The sequence below is a fragment of the Roseospira visakhapatnamensis genome (genome assembly GCF_014197915.1).
Classification (GTDB): Bacteria; Pseudomonadota; Alphaproteobacteria; order Rhodospirillales; family Rhodospirillaceae; genus Rhodospira; species Rhodospira visakhapatnamensis.
The window spans coordinates 1-14,783 of the sequence record NZ_JACIGK010000046.1; the positions used below are offsets into that span (position 1 = coordinate 1).

12 protein-coding genes are annotated in these 14,783 nt (G+C 70.5%); 1 reads left to right on the forward strand and 11 read right to left on the reverse strand.

Features of this window, described 5'->3' with window-relative positions; translation table 11 throughout:
* Nucleotides 1-77 precede the first annotated feature (77 nt).
* The 5 genes from GGD89_RS18265 to GGD89_RS18285 form a co-directional block, all read right to left on the reverse strand.
* The gene (locus GGD89_RS18265; RefSeq protein ID WP_184048538.1) at nucleotides 78-845 is read right to left on the reverse strand and encodes a M48 family metallopeptidase; all 768 of its coding nucleotides are present in this window, start codon (nucleotides 843-845) and stop codon (nucleotides 78-80) included.
* Between the two features lie 2 nt (nucleotides 846-847).
* Complete coding sequence (locus tag GGD89_RS18270; protein WP_184048541.1) at nucleotides 848-1,369, reverse strand: YcgN family cysteine cluster protein; 522 nt, start codon at nucleotides 1,367-1,369, stop codon at nucleotides 848-850.
* 76 nt (nucleotides 1,370-1,445) lie between these two features.
* The gene (locus GGD89_RS18275; protein WP_184048544.1) at nucleotides 1,446-2,813 is read right to left on the reverse strand and encodes a cobyrinic acid a,c-diamide synthase CobB; all 1,368 of its coding nucleotides are present in this window, start codon (nucleotides 2,811-2,813) and stop codon (nucleotides 1,446-1,448) included.
* A 25-nt stretch (nucleotides 2,814-2,838) separates the two neighbouring features.
* Complete coding sequence (trpE, locus tag GGD89_RS18280) at nucleotides 2,839-4,338, reverse strand: anthranilate synthase component I (RefSeq protein WP_184048547.1); 1,500 nt, start codon at nucleotides 4,336-4,338, stop codon at nucleotides 2,839-2,841.
* Nucleotides 4,339-4,449: 111 nt separating this feature from the next.
* Nucleotides 4,450-6,330 carry a peptidyl-prolyl cis-trans isomerase gene (locus GGD89_RS18285; protein WP_184048550.1) on the reverse strand — a complete coding sequence of 627 codons (1,881 nt, stop codon included), beginning with the start codon at nucleotides 6,328-6,330 and terminating at the stop codon, nucleotides 4,450-4,452.
* A 221-nt stretch (nucleotides 6,331-6,551) separates the two neighbouring features.
* On the opposite strand from GGD89_RS18285, the gene tpiA reads away from it, so the two are divergent.
* A complete protein-coding gene (tpiA, locus tag GGD89_RS18290; RefSeq protein WP_184048552.1) occupies nucleotides 6,552-7,319 on the forward strand; it encodes a triose-phosphate isomerase in 768 nt (255 codons plus the stop codon).
* Nucleotides 7,320-7,436: 117 nt separating this feature from the next.
* Here the strand turns inward: tpiA and GGD89_RS18295 are convergent, their stop codons facing one another.
* The 6 genes from GGD89_RS18295 to GGD89_RS18320 all read right to left on the reverse strand — a co-directional run bounded on the left by GGD89_RS18295 (nucleotide 7,437) and on the right by GGD89_RS18320 (nucleotide 14,689).
* A complete protein-coding gene (locus tag GGD89_RS18295) occupies nucleotides 7,437-8,186 on the reverse strand; it encodes a methyltransferase domain-containing protein (protein ID WP_184048555.1) in 750 nt (249 codons plus the stop codon).
* A 379-nt stretch (nucleotides 8,187-8,565) separates the two neighbouring features.
* Nucleotides 8,566-10,356, reverse strand: coding sequence for an ABC transporter ATP-binding protein (locus GGD89_RS18300; protein ID WP_184048557.1), 1,791 nt, complete (start codon nucleotides 10,354-10,356; stop codon nucleotides 8,566-8,568).
* Nucleotides 10,353-12,215 (reverse strand): ABC transporter ATP-binding protein, encoded by a 1,863-nt coding sequence (locus GGD89_RS18305; protein WP_246423219.1) that lies wholly within the window; start codon nucleotides 12,213-12,215, stop codon nucleotides 10,353-10,355. The genes GGD89_RS18300 and GGD89_RS18305 overlap by 4 nt, the downstream gene beginning before the upstream one ends.
* A complete protein-coding gene (locus GGD89_RS18310) occupies nucleotides 12,212-13,549 on the reverse strand; it encodes an MFS transporter (RefSeq protein WP_184048560.1) in 1,338 nt (445 codons plus the stop codon). Before GGD89_RS18310 ends, GGD89_RS18305 begins: the two co-directional genes overlap by 4 nt.
* Nucleotides 13,542-14,363, reverse strand: coding sequence for a class I SAM-dependent methyltransferase (locus GGD89_RS18315; protein WP_184048563.1), 822 nt, complete (start codon nucleotides 14,361-14,363; stop codon nucleotides 13,542-13,544). The genes GGD89_RS18310 and GGD89_RS18315 overlap by 8 nt, the downstream gene beginning before the upstream one ends.
* 20 nt (nucleotides 14,364-14,383) lie before the next feature.
* On the reverse strand, nucleotides 14,384-14,689 hold the full coding sequence (locus tag GGD89_RS18320) for a TonB-dependent receptor (RefSeq protein ID WP_184048566.1): 306 nt from the start codon (nucleotides 14,687-14,689) through the stop codon (nucleotides 14,384-14,386).
* Nucleotides 14,690-14,783 lie beyond the last annotated feature (94 nt).

Sequence of the window (14,783 nt, forward strand, 5' to 3'; positions counted from 1 at the left end):
GCGCCGCGATTTGCTCTTCAAGCCACCTCACCCAGAGGGTGAATCACATCCCGTGTCCCGTGTCCAAGCCTTTCAGCTCAAAATGAGAACTGCTGTACACGGGCCATGGATCCGACCGGTCCCCCCACCCGATGCAGCGCCGCGCCGTGGTCGCGCAACCAGGCGCGGGCCGGGTGGCGGGCGCCAGGGGTGAGCGTTTCCACATGGGCCCAGAAGGCCGGTCCGTGGTTCATCTCGCGCAGGTGGGCCACCTCGTGGGCGGTCACGTAGTCCAGCACCCAGGGCGGCGCCATCACCAGCCGCCAGCAGAAGCTGAGCGCCCCCGACGACGCGCAACTGCCCCAGCGCGAGCGCGTGTCGCGCAGCGTGATGCGCCCCGGCGTCACCCCCAGGGACTCGGCGTGGGCCTTCACCCGGGCGCTGATTTCGGCGCGGGCCTGGACGCGCAGCCAGTCGGTCACCCGCCGGGGCAGGTGTTCGGGCGCGCCCGACACGAGGATCTCGCGGCCCTCCCGCCATACCCCCCGGCGCGCCCCCGGGCAGTGGCGCAGGCGGCAGGGCTCGCCCAGCAGCGGCACCACGGCCCCGTCGGCCAACACGACCGCCGGCGGCGGATCGGCCAGCCGCGCGGCCAGCCAGTCCCGCTTGCTGTCCAGGAAGGCGTCGGCGGCCTTCAGGTGGCGGCGATGAGGCAGCACCAGGATCACCCGGTCCTGGTGGGTGTCCACCTTGAGGGCGATGCGCCGGGCGCGCGGATTGACGCGGGTCACCAGGGGCACCGCCCGCTCGCCCAGGCACAGGGTGCGCTCGGGCGGTGGCGTGGCCGGGCGCGACCACCAGGCCATGGTCACAGATCCTCCCAGTCGACCACGTGATCTTCCAGGTCGCCGGCTTCGCGCTCCGGGATCACCCGGCCGCGTACCGAGACGCCGGCGCGATGCACGCTGTCGGGCTCGCCGGTCACCAGGGGATGCCAGTCGGGCAGGTCATGGCCCTCGGCCAGCAGGCGGTAGGCACAGGTGGACGGCAGCCACGCCAGGCGGTGGACCATGGTCGGCAACAGCTTGACGCAGTCGGGCACATGGTCCCAGCGATGGACGTAGTCGCCGCACCGGCAGGTGTCGGGATCCAGCAGGTCGCAGGCCACGTTGGTGAAGGCCAGCGCGCCGGTGTCCTCGTCCTGGAGCTTGTTGAGGCAGCACTTGCCGCAGCCGTCGCACAGGCTTTCCCATTCCGCCTCGGTCATCTGGCGGAGGGTCTTGCGGCGCCAGAACGGACGCGACTCGTGACCGGCGTCGTCGTCCCGATCCGGGAGGGCGACCTCATGGCGACTCGCGCCGAGGGACAGGCGTTTTCCCAGCAGGCTCATGGAGCGGTTATAGCAGGGACCGTGGCCTCTGGCACGCCGGCAACGAGGGCCGGACGGCGCGATCGCCCTGGGGCGGTCAGATCGCCGCGATCAGGTGAACGAACGATCCGGCGACCGGGCCCGCGCGGCGCCCGCGCGGTCCCAGGTCGCGGCCGCGCGCGTCGCGGGCGGTGAACAGGGCGTTCTGGGCGTCTCCCTCCTCCGCCAGCACCCGGGCGAAATGGAACTCGTGGCCGCGAAAGGCGGTGCCGGCGGGGCCGAAGGGCGTGGGGCCGAGGGTGGCGACGGCCCGATAGCCCAGATGCAGGCGCCGGTCGGCGAAACTGGTCTCCACCGGCAGCAGCCCGGCCAGGGCGTGGCGGGTGCCCTCGGCGTCCACCAGTCCCCGGCCCAGCACCATGTAGCCGCCGCACTCCCCGAACACCGGCGTGCCGCGCGCGGCGGCGGTGCGCAGACCGTCCAGAAAGCGGGCATTGGCGGCCAGCCGGCCGGCGTGCAGTTCGGGATAGCCGCCGGGCAGGTAGACCGCGTCGGCCCGCGCGTCAGGCGCGTCGTCGGCCAGCGGCGAGAACGGCACGATCTCGGCGCCCGCCCCCCGCCAGCCGTTCAGCACCGCCGGATAGGCGAAGGCGAAGGCCTCGTCGGCGGCCACGGCGACGCGCTGGCCCGGGGGCGGAAGAGGACGCGCCGGCGCACCGGACACGGCCGCCCCCGAACCCCGTCGCGCCAGGGACACCAGGGCGTCCAGGTCCAGATGCGCCTCGGCCAGATCGGCGGCGCCCTCCAGGAAGGCCGCCAGGTCGGTATGCTCGCCCGCCTGCACCAGGCCCAGGTGGCGCGACGGCAGGGCCAGGCGATCATCGCGGGGCAGGGCGCCCAGCACGCGGACGTCCGGCGCCAGCGCCCGGAGGCCGGCGCGCAGGGTCTCGACATGGCGTGGGCCGCCCACCCGGGTGAGGATCACGCCGGCCAGGGTCACGCCGGGGCGGACCGCCTGGAAGCCGCGCACCACCGCCCCGGCCGAGGCCGCCATGCCGCGCGCGTCGACCACCAGCACCACCGGCCAGCCCAGACGCGCGGCCAGCGCCGCCGTGGAGCCATCGGCGCCCGGATCGTGCGCGGCGTCGCCGGGCCCGGTGGCGCCGTCCAGCAGCCCCATGACGCCCTCGCACAGGATCATGTCCGTGCCACCCTGGGACAGGCCGCCCGCCAGCCCCGCCAGCAACGGCGGCGCCATCGCCCAGGTGTCCAGGTTGACGCAGGCGCGGCCCCCGGCGGCGGCGTGGAAGGCCGGATCGATGTAGTCCGGCCCCACCTTGGCGGTGGCCACCCGCAGGCCCCGGCGCGTCAGCGCGCGGATCAGTGCCAGGGTGACGGTGGTCTTGCCGCTGTTGCTGGCCGGCGCCGCGACCACCAGGCCGGGCGCGGATGCGGTCCCCGTCATGGGCGCGCGCCTCCTTGGGGGATCGCTACCGCCCGGCGAACCTGACCGCCTGCTTGGCCGCCGCGATCAGGGCCTGCGCCTTGTTCCAGCACTCCTGGCGCTCCATCTCGGGGTCCGAATCGGCGACGATGCCGCCGCCGGCCTGGATGTGCACCACGCCGTCCTTCACCAGGGCGGTGCGCAGGGCGATGCAGGTGTCCATGTTGCCGTTGGCGGAGATGTAGCCCACCGCGCCGGCATAGAAGCCGCGCCGCACGCTTTCCAGTTCCTCGATGATCTCCATGGCCCGCACCTTGGGCGCGCCGGACACGGTGCCCGCCGGAAAGCCGGCCATCAACGCGTCCATGGCATCCTGGCCGCCCCGCAGCGTGCCGACCACGTTGGAAACGATGTGCATGACGTGGGAGTAGTACTCGACGAAGAACCGGTCGGTGACCCGCACCGTGCCCACCTCGGCCACCCGGCCCACGTCGTTGCGGCCCAGGTCCAGCAGCATGAGGTGTTCGGCGCACTCCTTGGGGTCGGCCAGCAGGTCGGCGGCGTTGGCGGCGTCCTCGGCGGCGGTCTTGCCGCGCTTGCGGGTGCCGGCGATGGGGCGGATGGTGACCTCGCCATCGCGCAGGCGCACCAGGATCTCCGGGCTGGCGCCGACGATCTGATAGCCGTCCAGGTCCAGGTACACCATGTAGGGCGACGGGTTGGTGCGGCGCAGCGCCCGGTACAGGCTGAAGGGCGGCAGGCGGAACGGCAGCGTGAAGCGCTGCGACAGCACCACCTGGAAGATGTCGCCGGCCAGGATGTACTCCTTGGCCCGGCGCACCAGGCTCTTGTAGTGCTCGGCCGCCATCATGGGGGTGGCCTCGGGTTCCGGGTCCGGCTCCCCGGGCAGGCGGCGCAGGGGCAGGGCGCGTTCCAGGTCGGCGGCGGTGTCGGCCAGGCGCTCGCGGGCCAGGGCATGGGCGGACCGGGCGTCCACCCCGGGACGCGGCCACACCGGCGTGGCCAGGGTCAGGCGGTGCTGGATGTTGTCGAACACCACCATCACGGTCGGCCGCAGGAACACGCCGTCGGGCACGTTGATGGTATCGGGGTTCTCGTCGGGGACCGTCTCCACCAGTCTCACGGTGTCGTAGCCCATGTAGCCGAACAGGCCGGCCACCTGGGGCGGCAACTCCGGCGGCAGGTCGATGCGGCTTTCGGCCACCACGGCCCGCAGCGAGTCCAGCGGCGGGCGCGGGTCGGGGTCGAAGGCGGCGGTGTCGTGGCGGGCGTCGCGGTTGATCTCGGCGCTGTGCCTGTGGCAGCGCCAGATGAGGTCGGGTTTCAGGCCGATGAAGGAGTAACGGCCGCGCACCGCGCCGCCCTCGACGCTGTCCAGCAGGAAGCAGTGGGAGCGGCCGTCGGCCAGCTTCATGAAGGCCGAGACCGGGGTCTCCAGATCGCCGACCAGATGGGTCCACACCACCTGCGGCTTGTCGGCCATGTAGGTGGCGCGGAAGTCGGCGAGGCTGGGCAGGGTGTCCATGGCGGGCGGTCCATCCGGGAGGCGAGGCTCAAACCGGCGCGACGGCGCCGGCGCCGCGAAGCGGCGGAGACCTTGAGCCCCGGCCATGGGGGCTCAAGGGCGATGCAAAACCTAAAACGCGTCCTCGATGACGGCGCGGTTGATGGTCACGCCAAGCTGGCGCGACAGCGCGTCGGTGAACTGAACGAACAGGTCGTCGGCGATATCGGCGGTGACCTGTTCCGCCAGGGCGGCGCGCGCGTCGGCGTCGTCGGCCCCGGCCGTGACCTCGGTCAGGCGCACCACATGGACGGCGCTTCCGGCCTTGACCACCCGGAGGTCGCCCTGGTCCATGTCGAACAGGGCCTGGACGAGTTGACCCGGGATCGGCCGGCTGGCCGGATCCACGGCGCGGCCATCGCGATGCACGGCCGGAAGGGGAGTCACGGTCAGGCCCTCGGCCTCGGCGGCGGCGGCCAGGGTCCGGCCCTCGCCGGCGGCGGCGTGCAGGCGTTCGGCGATGTCCAGGGCGCGCCGGGCCTGCTGGCGCTCGGTCCACAGACGCTCCACCTCGTCGCGCACGGCGTCCAGCGGGCGCGGCGTCGGCGGCGTCACCGAGTCGACCCGCAGCACGAAGTAGCCGCTGTCGGTTTCCTGCATCAGGCTGGTCTCGCCGGCCTCGGCGCTGAAGGCGGCAGACAGCACCCGTGGGGTCTCCTGCAAGGCCGCCACGGGCGTGCCATCCGGCGCGGTACCCTGACGGTCCACGGCGTCGATGGTCAGCAGGTCCAGGGCCAGGGACTCGGCGGCCTGTTCCAGGGTCGCGCCACCGCCGAGGGCATCGTCCAACTGCACCGACAGGTCGTAAAGCGCGTCCCCGGCGCGGCTGTTCTCCAGATCCGCGCGCAGGGTCTCGCGCACGTCATCGAGGCTCTGGGTGCCGCCGGTCACCACGGCGCGCACGCGGAACACATGCCAGCCGAAGGCACTCTGGACGGGATCGGACACGGTGCCCTCCGCGAGCGAGAACACGGTCTCCCCCAGGTCCCCGGGCAGGGTATCGGGGGTGATCTCGCCCAGGTCCTCGGGCGCGGGCGCGCCGGCCTCGGCGGTCGCCGCGTCCAGGTCCGCGCCCCCCCGGACGGCATCCACGACGGCCCGGGCGGTGGCCTCGTCGGCGACGCGCACCTGGGTGACCTCGCGACGCTCGGGCAAGGTGAACTCGTCCTGCCGCGCCTGGTACGCCTCCTCGATCGCCGTGTCGCTCACCTCGATCAGGGCGCGCGCGTCCTCGACGTCCAGCACGATCGCCGTCACCGCCCGATACTCGGGCGCGGTGAAGGCGTCCAGGTTGTCCTGATACAGAGCCTCCAGTGCCGCGGCGTCGGGTCCGTCCCCGGGCGGCGGCACGTCGGCGATGGTCACGGCGACGCTGTCGCCCCGGCGGGATTCGTTGCGGACACGGTGCAAGGCATCGACCAGCGCCCTCGGCGCGGTGGCGCCGCCGACCACCGGCTGCGTCAGGGTGGCCCGCATCAGGTCGTTGCGGATGCCGGCGGTGTAGGTGGCCTCGGTGAGGCCGTTCAGCGACAGCAGGCGCTCGTATCGGGCGCGGTCGAAGCCGCCGTCCTCGCCCTGAAAGGCGGGGGTCTCGCGGATCACCCGGGCCACCGCCGTGTCGGGCACCACCATGCCCCAGTCCCGGGCGGTCTGCGACAGGGTGACCTCGGTGACCACGCGGCCGATGGCGCGATCCAGGAAGCCGAACTGGATGGCCTGCTCGGCGGTGAACGAGGTACCCAATTGCTCGCGCAGCGCGTTGACCTCCCGATTGAACTCGGCGCGCAGATCCTCGGTGCCGACACGCACCTCGCCGACGGTGATGGCCGGCGGCGCGTCGCCCCCCCCGGTCAGGAAGTCGCCGATGCCCCAGGCGCCAAAGCTGAGGATCAGAAGGCCCAGCAACCCCTTCGCCAACCAGGACTTCGAGGCCTTGCGGAAACTGTCGAGCATGCTGTCCTCTGCGAGAGCATCAACGGTCAACGGGATCGGCCCGCGGCCCGCCCGTGGCCGACCGGCCGTCGGCGCGGCGCATCATAGGAGGCTCGCCCCCCACGCCGCAACAATCGTGGGGACGCGTCGCGCGGCCGGCGACCGGCGCCGTTCAAAACACGCCCCGGGCATGCTACACAGGCGGCACGCTTACCGCCATGACCCAACAGAAGGGGAACACCATGACCGCACGACGGGCCTTGATCGCCGGCAACTGGAAGATGAACGGGCTGCGGGCCGACGGCCTCGCGCTGGCCAAGGATCTGGCGGCCTGGCTGGACGGCGAGGGCCGGGACGCCTCCAACCGCCTGGACATGCTGGTGTGCCCGCCGGCCACCCTGGTCGCCCTGGTGGCCGAGGCCGTGACCGGCAGCCGTCTCGCGGTGGGCGGCCAGGATTGCCACGCCGCCGAGGCGGGCGCCCACACCGGCGACACCAGCGCCTGGATGCTCAAGGACCTGGGCTGCGGGTTCGTGATCGTCGGCCATTCCGAGCGCCGCACCGATCACGGCGAGAGCGATGAGACCGTGCGCGCCAAGGCCGCCGCCGCCCTGGCCGCCGGCCTGGTGCCCATCATCTGCATCGGCGAGACCGAGGCCGAGCGCGATGCCGGCCGGACGCTGGCGGTGGTCTCGCGCCAGATCAACGGCTCCCTGCCCGAGGGCGCGACCGGCACCAACGTGGTGATCGCCTATGAGCCGGTGTGGGCCATCGGTACCGGCCGCACCCCCACCACCGAGGATGTCGCCGAGGTGCACGCGCGCATCCGCGACGAGGCGCGCGGCCGCCTGGGCGCCGGCGCCGACGACCTGCGCATCTTGTATGGCGGCTCGGTCAAGCCGGGCAACGCCGCCGAACTGCTGGGCCTCGCCGACGTCGACGGCGCCCTGGTGGGTGGCGCCAGCTTGAAGGCGGCCGACTTCCAGGCCATTGCCAGCGCGAGCCCGTGAGGTCTCCTCGACCAAGACCGGGGATACGAACTGGATGGGGGGTGGGGCGTTCTTGCCCCACCCCCCTGACGCCACCCGCGACTGGCTGCCGGATCGCGAGCCAGAGTCCTCACCCAGTCATGGCCGCGCCATCAGCGCGAACACGCCCCAGCCCATGTAGTCACGCGTGTACCTGGCGTAGCGTTCGGGTTCCGAGGTGAGTTGGGCTCGAACCTCGCTCGCGAAGTCATCGCCGGGATTCGCGTCGAGCCATCGCCGCATGGTGAGCCACTTGGCCGCCTCGTAGCGGTCCCAGCCGTCCTGGTCCGCCAGCACCATTTCCACGACGTCGTAGCCGAGGTCACCGAACGACGCCAGCAGGTCTGGAAGCAGGAGATGGTCGGAGATCGAACCGGCTTGGCATCCCCTGGCCACGTCTTCCGTCGGCGGCCGCCGCACCCAGTACGGCTCGCCGATGAGGATGATCCCTCCGGCACGGAGGCTCTCCGCCAGAAGCTTGATGGTGCCGGCGACGCCTCCACCGATCCATGTGGCCCCGACACAGGCCGCCACATCGACCGTCTCGTCGGCGACGTAGCCGGCGGCGTCGTCGTGAATGAACGTGACTCGATCCGTGACGGCGAGCTCCTCGGCGCGGCGTTTCGCTTGCTCCGAGAACAGCCGGCTCATATCGATACCGATGCCCGTGATTCCGAAATCGCGTGCCCAGGTGCACAGCATCTCGCCCGAGCCGCTGCCAAGATCGAGCACGCGCGCCCCCGGTTCCAGGCGCAACGCCTCGCCGAGCGTGGCGAACTTCTCAGGTGTGAACGGGTTATGAATACGGTGCGCACTCTCGGTGATGTTAAAGATTCGTGGAACGTCCACTAAAGAGAACTCCTGTTGTCTCAATCGCGTCAGGTTCGCGACGGGCTGTGTCTGGATTGCGGTCTGTCGAAAAGCCCCGGGATGGCCCAGCATAGGAGGCTTTGATCGGCAGACGGACTCCAACACATCGTGTCCCCGGATCTGGTGTCGGAGCGCGATGGTCCGCGCGGTCTCCGGCGCGAGCTAACGGGTGAATCATGCGCCCTATGGGGTCAGCATGCCGTGTGATCCTCGCCGAGCGAGGCGATGGTTTCCAGAGGTATGTCGTGGGTGAGGGGGCCCAAGAGTCGTTGGCGCCCGAGGTGAGCCTTCTGGGCAACACGGCAGAGCCAGGGATGCCGAAGCAGACCCGCCGCACGAAAGACGGATCAGGGCAGCGCTAACAGGACGGCACCGGCGCGCCATGCCAGCATTTCGCGCTTTGTTGCGCGCTCCACAGCGCGGCATACCGGCCATCGGCCGCGAGGAGCGTGGCATGGCTGCCGTGTTCCACCAGACGGCCATCGTCGAACACCAGGATCTGGTCGGCGGCGACGATGGTGGACAGGCGATGGGCGATGACGATCACCGTGCGCTCGCGGACCAGGGCGTCGATGGCGGTCTGCACCGCGCGCTCGCTCTCGGTGTCCAGCGCCGCCGTCGGTTCGTCGAGGATGACGATGGGGGCGTCCTTCAGGATGGCGCGGGCGATGCTGATGCGCTGGCGCTCGCCGCCGGACAGGCTGCCGCCGATGTCGCCGACCCGTGTGTGATAGCCCTCGGGCAGGCGCTGGATGAAGGTGTGGCAGTTGGCCGCCCGGGCGGCCTTCATGACGGCCGCGTCGTCGGACTCCGGCCGGCCCATGCGGATGTTCTCCAAAATCGTATCGTCGAACAGGTAGACGTCCTGGAACACCACCGACAGCCGGGCCATCAGGTCCTCGGACGGCAGCGCGCGGATGTCCACGCCGCCGATGCGCACGGCGCCCGCCCGGGGGTCGGCGGTGCGCATGATCAGGCGCGTCAGCGTGGTCTTGCCGGACCCGGACGGCCCGACCAGGGCGGTGAGGGCGCGCGCCGGCAGACGGACCGACAGGTTCCGCAGGGCCGGTTCGGTCTCGCCGGCGTAGGCGAAGGTCACGGCCTCGAACACGATGTCATGATCGGTCGGCGCCGCCGTGGGCGTCAGCACCGGCAAGGGCGCGACGGCCAGCAGGCCGTCGATCCGCCGCAACGCGGTTTCCATCAGGTCGAACACCTGGGTCAGTTCGGCGAACAGGGCCAGGGGCTCGCTGAACCGCATGACGATAATCAGCAGCGCGGCGAAGGCGGGCAGCGAAAGGGTGCCCTGCGTGATCCAGACCAGGCCCAGGGCCAGCACCACCAACAGGCCGATCTCCACCAGTCCGGCCAGCAGCAGGGATGGCCGCAGGGAGACGAACAGCGCCCGTTCCTGAACATGGCGCAGATGGGCCAGGGAGTCTTGCAGGCGCCGCGCCTTGGCGCCGGTCTGGCTCAGCGTGCGCAGCACCGCCAGACCCTGGGTGTATTCCACCAGGTCGGCTTCGGTGCGGGCGTGGGCCTCGGCCGCGACACGGCGTTCCTGGGCCGAGGCGCGGCGCTTCCAGCGATAGAGGGGCACGGCCATCGGAAAAATCAGCATCATGGCCAGCGCCATCCGCGCGTCGATGAACGCGGTCACCACGACCAGCACCGCCGGCACGACCATGATCCGAATGATCGCCTGCGACAGCGTGCCCATGGGCGTCACGGCCTCGTCGATGCTGCCGCCCAGCAGGCCGCTCAGGTGACCCGTGCGCCATCGCCAGAGGGCTTCCAGGGGCATGCGGCGCAACTGGCGCCCCAGCCGCAGACGCAGGTCGTGGGTCATGTCGGCCATGGCGCCGCCGTACTCGAACCCATGTCCACGCCAGGACAGGGCGAGATCGGCGGCTGTGGCCAAGGCCATCAACGCCAGCCATGTCCACACCCCGGGCAGGTCGATCGGGTCGGCCAGCAGCGCCGCGACGACCGGAAAGAAGCAGGCGAAGGCGAGGCCCTGGCAGACGCTGGCCGCGCCGAACAGAATCAACGCTTTCCTCAGGGCGGGCGCCTGGGGGCCGGCCACCACCATCATGTGCCGGTAGGTGTGCCAGAGGCTGAAGGAGGTCGAGGGAGAGACGTGGGTCATGACGGGGTTTCCGTGGCTTCGGTGCGCAGGGTCCAGCCCTGGGCCGCCTCGTGGGTGCGCCAAAGCCGCGCATAAAGGCCGTCGGCGGCGACCAGGGTGTCATGCCGGCCGCATTCGGCGATGCGGCCCTGGTCGAGCACCACGATCTGGTCGGCGTCGCGGATGGTGGACAGGCGATGGGCGATGACGATGGTCGTCTTGCCCCGCATCAGGGTGGCCAGGGCGGTCACGATCAGCGCCTCGTTCTCGGGGTCGGCGAAGGCGGTGGCTTCGTCCAGCACCAGGACCGGCGCGTCGCGCAGGATGGCGCGGGCCAGGGTGATGCGCTGGCGCTGGCCGCCGGACAGGCGGGCGCCGCGATCCCCGGCGACGGTGTCGTAGCCGTCCGGCAATGCGGTGATGAAATCGTGCGCCTGGGCGGCGCGCGCGGCGGCCTCCACCTCGTCCTGGGTGGCCTCGGGCCTGGCCAGGCGGATGTTGTTGGCGATGCTGTCGTGGAACAGGAACGTGTCCTGGAACACGAAGGAGACATGGCGCATCAGCACATCGGGGTCGCAGTCGCGCACGTCCACGCCACCGACCCGCACGGCGCCCTCGTCCACGTCCCAGAAGCGCGGGATCAGGCGCGCCACCGTGCTCTTGCCCGCGCCCGAGGGGCCGACAACGGCGGTGACGGTGCCCGGGGCCGCCGTGAAGGACACATCGCACACGGCGGTATCGGCGCGGTCGGGATAGCGGAACCGCACGGCGTCGAACACCACGGAGGCGTCGCGGGGCGTGTCCGACCCTCGGGGCTCGGGCAGCGGCGGCACCGCCAACAGATCCTGGATCCGCAGCGCCCCCGCCCGCGCCTTGCGAATGAACTCGTTCATCCACATCAGCGGGATCAGGGCGTCGGCCACGCCCGTGCTCAGCATCAGAACGGCCACCAGCGTCGGGAATCCGACCACGCCCTGGGCATGCAACACCACGCCCACCGCCGAGACCGCCAGCAGCGTCGGCATGGGGCTGAGCACCGCCAGGGCCATGCGGCCGGCCGTGCCGCTGATCACGATCCAAGACCTGAAGATCTCGCGGAACGCCAGCAGAGCGGCGTTGTAGCGCCCGAAGGACGCGCTGCCGCCGTCGAACAGGCGCACCACGGGCATGGCCTGCACGAACTCGATCACCGCCGCCTGGATGGCCGCCCGCGCCGCGTCGTAGCGCCGGCGCAGCGTCGCGTAGTCCCGCATCGCCAGCCGCATCGCCGCCATGCCGAGGATGAAGACCGCCAGCGCCACCAGCGCCAGGCGCCATTCGATCAGAACCAGCAACGCCAGGGTGACGACGGGGGCGGTGTAGTTGCGGCCGAACAAGGGGGTCGAGTCCGCGACGAAGGCATGCAGGCTCTTGACGTCGTCCTGGAGGGTCTTGGTCAGCGTGCCGGTGCCGGCGGTGATGATGGTACCCAGCGGCACCCGCGCCAGATGCGCGGTCAGGTCGGTGCGGAGGGTCTGCTCCAACCGGAAGGCCCCCAGATGCGAGATCACGAAGGACACGGTGCGCAGCAGGACGCTCGCGCAGATCAGCCCGGCGGCCAGCGCGCCGAAGGCCCAGGCGTCCCAGGTGCTCGTCGACGCCAGGATCGTGACCTGCCCCCCACCCAGGCACTCCAGCATCGCCGCCAGCGCGGCGACGGCGGCCACGGCGCAGACCATGCCCACGCCGGCCATGGCCATCGCCAGCCGGATGGTCCACCGCACCGGGCCCAGGATGGCCCAAAGACCGCCGCCCGGCGCGTCGGTGTCGCGTGCCTCGGGGGCCGGCGGCGTGGTGCTTGCGGCGGACGAGGGGTCCGCGTTGGAAACCGTATCCATCATGCTGTGCGTCTTTCTTCCGTCACGATCGAAACGGGCATCGTGGTGTTCGCGGAGATACTCTTGGCGCTCACGACGGCGTACAGTCCCGGCGCGCACAGGGCCGCGATCAGGGCCATGACCGCCGCCAGACCAACCGTGCCCGCGTAGCCGATCTGGGCCGCGATCTGGTAGGCCCCGAACCCGGCCGCCGTCGGGACCAGGGTGAAGACGCTGTACTGCACCGAGAAATCGGTTCCGGCATGGGTCGGGCTGGCCTGATCCATCATCATCGTGCACAGGATCGTGGCCATGGGGCTGTAGATCAGGAACAACAGAATCAGGCTCACCACGATCATGGATGGGTGGGTGAGTCCGCTGGCGGGCCCCAGGAAGCTCAACACCGCCACGACCTGGATCACGGCGCCGCCGATCAGCACACGGCGCCGCCCGGCGCGCCGGATCAGCCAGCCGGCCACCAGCGCCGCCGCGAGACCGACCAGTGAACCGGCCACGTTGAGCGCGAACCCGATCCGCTCCAGCGACCAGCCCGCGTCGACCAGAATGGGCGTGGTCAGGTAGTAGATCATGGCCAGGCCGAACGGGTAGATCAGCAGCAGCGCAAGCCACCGCCCCCGACCCGGCCGGCGCCAGAACATCCACAGGCGCCGGACATGGGACCACAGCGTGCTTTGGGGGTCCGCCGGGGCGGACGACGACCGCGCCCGGCTCACCGTTCCGACGGTGGGGTCGCGGAAGGCCAGGATCTGAAACAGAGGCGGCAGGATCCCCGCCGCGAGCACGGCCATGCACCCCGACCAGCCGATGGTCGGATACAGCATGAGCACGACGCCGCCACCGATCATGTTGCCCAGCAGGCCGCCGCCGATCTGAAGGCCATTGCCGAGGCCCCGGTGTTCCGGAGTCAGCAGGCGGCACGCCAGCGCGTCGGCGGCGATGTCCTGCGTCGCGCACAAGAAGGCCGCGACGAGGGACAGCGCGAAGACAACCGGGAAGTCGGCGAGGGGATCGAAGCGGCCGACGACCAGCAGACACAGGATAAGGCCGGTCTGACACAGGATCAGCCAGCCCCGATAATGCCCCAGGCGGCCGAAGCGTATGCGGTCCACGACCGGCGCCCAGATCGCCTTCAGCACCCAGACCAGACCCAGCAGGGGCACAAGTCCCAGGTGCTCCAGCGGTGCGCCGCCCCGCCGCAGGATCGCCACCAGGGCGATGAAGAAGAAGCCCAGCGCGAGGAACTGCGACACGTACAGGCCGCCCAGCAACGCCCAGGTGGCCGGTGTCAAGGGCCCCCGGGGCACCTGAGTCGCTGCGTCCGGCGCGGGGTCACGCATGTCCGTCGCCGAACCGGATCCGGGCGATGCCGGGGGCTAGGCGCCACACCACCGGCGCCACCGTCCAGGTGCCGAAGAACAGCTTGTTAAAGCCGCGTGGCCAGCGGAACGGGAGGCGACTGTACTCCGCCAAGCCCGGCACCCAGTCTTGCAGCGTGGGGCGGACCTCATCAATGTTGATGCCCCACGGCATGCGTGGCGTGCGATAGTGCGGCGTTTTCATGTAACCTTTCAGGGTTTTGCGGGACAGCCATCGGGGGATGTGGTCGAAGGCGAACCAGGCGCCGGGGAACCGCGCGGCCATGTCGCGCAGCAGGCTCGCCACGTCCTCGGGCTCGAAGTACATCAGCAGCCCCTGGGCGGTGATGAAGACGGCGCGATCAGGCGGCACGGCATCGAACCAGACCCGATCCAGCGCGCTGACGGCGATATGCAGGTGCCGCTCGTCGGGGGTGATGAACCGCTCGCGAATGGCGATCGCGTCCGGGACATCCACCGTAATCCACAGCGCCTGATCCCCGTCGACGCGAAACCGCTGCGTTTCCAGACCCTCCCCGAGGTTGACGATCACACCATCGGGATGCTTGGCCAGGAACGCCCGCAATTCAGCATCGAACACGGCGGATCGCACCCCATGCGACGGGTCCGCGGGACCGAAGGAGCGCTCGTAGTCGTAGGCCAGACTCCGATAGATTCGCAGGGCCGTTTCGTCCCGCACCACGCCGTCGGGGCGCGCCGCTTCCGAGGCCCGGTTGTGCAGCGTCCACAGCATGGTTTCGGGCACATCGGTGAGCGTCACCGTCGTGGTCGTCATGATCTCGCATCCGATCCGATCTAGAAGTGGTAGGCCGCGCCGACGACGAACGACCGGCCCCGGGCGGGTCCACCGATGCTGGCGTCCGACCGGCCCGGTATCATCGCCGAATAGTAGTAGCCATAAAGGTCATAGTGATCGTCAAGCAAGTTGTCGGCCCGAAAGTATAGCTCCGCATTGTCCGTCGACAGTCCCACGCGAACGTCAAGCTTGTGATAAGAGTCCAGGTCAAAATTGTTTTCCGGATCGCCGGGCCGTTCGCCGACATACTGATTGCGGATCGTGCTGGTCAGCATGGGATCCTTGAAGACAAGGAAGTCCGGCAAGAGGCTTATCCCTTTGAGTCCGGGACCACATCATGTGGTGACAGGTGGTCCGGAATCGCGTAGAACGAAGAGTGAACAACCGCCGTTTCCGGAG